General features: G+C 67.1%; 4 protein-coding genes. 3 read left to right on the forward strand and 1 reads right to left on the reverse strand.

The window, feature by feature from the left end; translation table 11 throughout:
- Nucleotides 1–870 (reverse strand): pseudouridine synthase (locus NI18_RS14935; RefSeq protein ID WP_157840545.1); only part of this gene is annotated, 870 nt, incomplete at its 3' end.
- 119 nt (nt 871–989) lie between these two features.
- On the opposite strand from NI18_RS14935, the gene NI18_RS14940 reads away from it, so the two are divergent.
- From NI18_RS14940 to NI18_RS14945, 3 genes are all read left to right on the forward strand, one after another.
- Nucleotides 990–1,421 carry a response regulator gene (locus tag NI18_RS14940; protein WP_037530970.1) on the forward strand — a complete coding sequence of 144 codons (432 nt, stop codon included), beginning with the start codon at nt 990–992 and terminating at the stop codon, nt 1,419–1,421.
- Nucleotides 1,422–1,508: 87 nt separating this feature from the next.
- Nucleotides 1,509–1,700, forward strand: a complete 192-nt coding sequence (locus tag NI18_RS27185) for a hypothetical protein (protein ID WP_306286441.1) — start codon at nt 1,509–1,511, stop codon at nt 1,698–1,700.
- Nucleotides 1,646–2,737 (forward strand): MFS transporter, encoded by a 1,092-nt coding sequence (locus NI18_RS14945; protein WP_306286442.1) that lies wholly within the window; start codon nt 1,646–1,648, stop codon nt 2,735–2,737. Before NI18_RS27185 ends, NI18_RS14945 begins: the two co-directional genes overlap by 55 nt.
- The last annotated feature ends 128 nt before the right edge of the window (nt 2,738–2,865 follow it).

The following is a 2,865-nucleotide window of genomic DNA, read 5'->3' on the forward strand; positions in this document are numbered from 1 at the left end:
GCCGATCCCCGCACCCGCACCAGCGCTGGCGCTGATGCCGATGTTCGGACGCGCGCCGGGGCCCTCGGGCTTGCCGCGCGCGAGCTCCTTCTGGAAGGCGACGACGTCGTGCTGGAGCACCTCGCCGATCTGGCCGGGGGCGAGATCACCGAGCACGAACGGGCCGTAGCGGGTGCGGATCAGGCGCGAGACCTGGAGACCCAGATGTTCGAGCACGCGGCGGACTTCGCGATTCTTGCCCTCGGTCAGGATCATCTCGATCCAGACGTTCGCGCCGGTGCGGCGTTCGATATTCGCGTTGATCGAGCCGTAGCGGACGCCCTCGATCTCGATCCCCTCGATCAGCTCCTCGAGCTGCGGCTGGGTGATGTTGCCATAGGCGCGGGCGCGATAGGCGCGCTCGACGCCGGTCGCGGGGAGTTCGAGCTGGCGCTTTAGGCCACCGTCGGTGGTCATCAGCAACAGCCCCTCGGTGTTGAGATCGAGGCGACCGACGGGAACGAGTCGCGGCAGTTCGCGCGGCAGGCGGTCGTAGATCGTCGTCCGGCCAGCAGGGTCACGCTCGGTGACGAGCAGCCCGGTCGGCTTGTGGTAGAGGAACAGCCGCGCCGCGCTGGGCGCCTCGACCGGATCGCCGTCGACGGTGACGCCGGCAAGGTTGCGCAGGATCGTCGCCGGCGTGTCGAGCGTGGTGCCGTTGAGCGCGACGCGCCCCTCGGCGATCATCCGTTCGATGTCGCGGCGCGATGCGACGCCCGCGCGGGCGAGCAGTTTGGCGATGCGGTCGCCCTTGATGGGGGCTGCAGGAGCTGTTGCGGGCGCGTCGTTCGACGGGCTGGCAGTCGGGTTATCGTCTTTTGAAGTCGTCATGGCGCGGCTGATACTATGGATCGGGGTGCAGCGCGAAAATATTTGCGACCCTTCGTGGTGCGGTGCGTTATGTCGCATGGGCGTAACGACCATTCGTTGCGCGAAGGGGCGTGATGTCGATGCTGTTCGGAAAGAAGAAGCGGCTGATCATCCGCTTGCTGGTTGTTGAGGACGAACCGCTGGTCGCGTTCGACACCGAATATTTTCTGACCGAATCGAAATTCACCGTGGTCGCGACGGTCGACCGGGTCAGCGATGCATTGGCGGTGATCGAAAGCGAGTCCGCGATCGACCTGATCCTCGCCGATGTCAGCCTGAGCGACGGATCGGGACTCGACGTGGCGCGGGCTGCGCTCGAGCGCGGGGTGCCGGTGCTGTTCGTCACGGGCAACTGCCCGGTCGAGGCGACGACGCTGGCCGCAGGCTGTCTCTCCAAACCCTATTCGCAGCGCGACCTGCTTGCTGCGATCGCCGCGATCGAGGCGCGGATGGCGGGGAGCGAACCCAAGAAGCTGCCTTCGGGTCTGCGGCTGTTCAGCTCGCCTGCCTGACGGCACGCGTTTAGCTTCGTCGCGACCGAGGCGACGCGACGACGTCTTCCGCCTTTCCTCGCGTCGGCAGCCCGCTATGGTCGCGCCATGTCCAGCACAGCCGTTCCGCGTCGATCCCTGCTCGCCACCATGGCCCCCTATCTGCGGCCCCGGCCGATCGCGGCGCTGCTGCTCGGGATATCGAGCGGCTTTCCGCTCGCGCTGCTGCTGGGGACGATGGGCTATTGGCTGTCGAAGGTCGGATCGACAAGAAGACGATCGGCTTCGCGATCGGCCTGACGACCCCGTACACGCTGAAATTCCTCTGGGCGCCGTTCATCGACCGGTTCCAGATCCCGGTGCTGACGGCTTGGGTCGGGCAGCGTCGCGCGTGGCTGTTCTTCGTCCAGGCGCTGCTGTTCGGCTCGGTCTGGATGCTGGGGTTCAGCGCGCCGCAGGAGCATCTCGGGGTGTTCGCCTTCTGGGCGATCGTGACCGCGTTCCTCGGCGCGACGCAGGATATCGTGATCGACGCTTACCGGATCGAGATCCTGCCCGAGGACGAATTGCCGCACGGGACCGCGAACAACCAGTTCGGCTACCGGCTCGGCAATCTGGCGGCAGGGGTCGGCACGATCGCGATCGCCTCGTCCGAAGGGCTCGGGCTTGGCTGGGCGATGGGCTATGGGCTGACCGCGTTCTGCGTCATTCCCGGCGCGCTCGCGGCGCTCTGGGCAGGCCGCGGACTGCATGACCGGGTGCTGGCATCGCAGGATGGGGCGTCGCGCGGGCGCTGGCTCGAGGATACGATCATCGGGCCGTTCCGCGAATTCTTCCAGCGTCGCGGCGCGGTGCTGATCCTGCTGTTCGTGCTGATCTACAAGCTGGGCGATGCGATGGGGCAGGGCATGCTGAACCCGATGATCGTCGAGCTGGGGTTCAGCGATACCGAATTCATCGCGATCAACAAGCTGGTCGGGTTCTGGGGGCTGATCGTCGGGACCGCACTGGGCGCGCCGTTCATGGCGTGGCTCGGCCTGGGACGCGCGCTGTTCGTGTCGGGCATGCTGATGATGCTCAGCAACTTCATGTTCGTGATCCTCGCCTGGCACGGCCATTCGAACACCTGGCTGACGATCGCCGTCGCGACCGAACAGGTGACGAGCGGGATCGGGCTGACGGTGTTCGTCACCTATCTCTCTGGCCTGTCCAACCTCGCCTATACCGCGACGCAGTTCGCGCTGCTGTCGTCGTTCGCGGCGGTCGGGCGGACGTGGCTGGCGGCGCCGCGGGCTATGCTGCCAACGCGCTGGGCTGGCCCGGCTTCTGGATGCTGACGATGGTCGTCGCGGTGCCGGGGCTCGTGCTGCTGTGGATCCTGTGGCGACAGGGGTTCGTCGTCGAAAGCGTGCGGCGCGACCCGGCGATCGCGGCCGGGGCGGACTGCCGCGTGACCCGGCGCCGG

The sequence above is a fragment of the Sphingomonas sp. Ant20 genome, from assembly GCF_000783375.1.
Taxonomy (GTDB): Bacteria; Pseudomonadota; Alphaproteobacteria; order Sphingomonadales; family Sphingomonadaceae; genus Sphingomonas; species Sphingomonas aerolata.

What these genes read in the sequence shown, in the direction of transcription:
- NI18_RS27185 (WP_306286441.1), top strand. Translation starts at nt 1,509, where the DNA reads ATGTCCAGCACAGCCGTTCCGCGTCGATCCCTGCTCGCCACCATGGCC.
- NI18_RS14940 (WP_037530970.1), top strand. Translation starts at nt 990, where the DNA reads ATGCTGTTCGGAAAGAAGAAGCGGCTGATCATCCGCTTGCTGGTTGTT.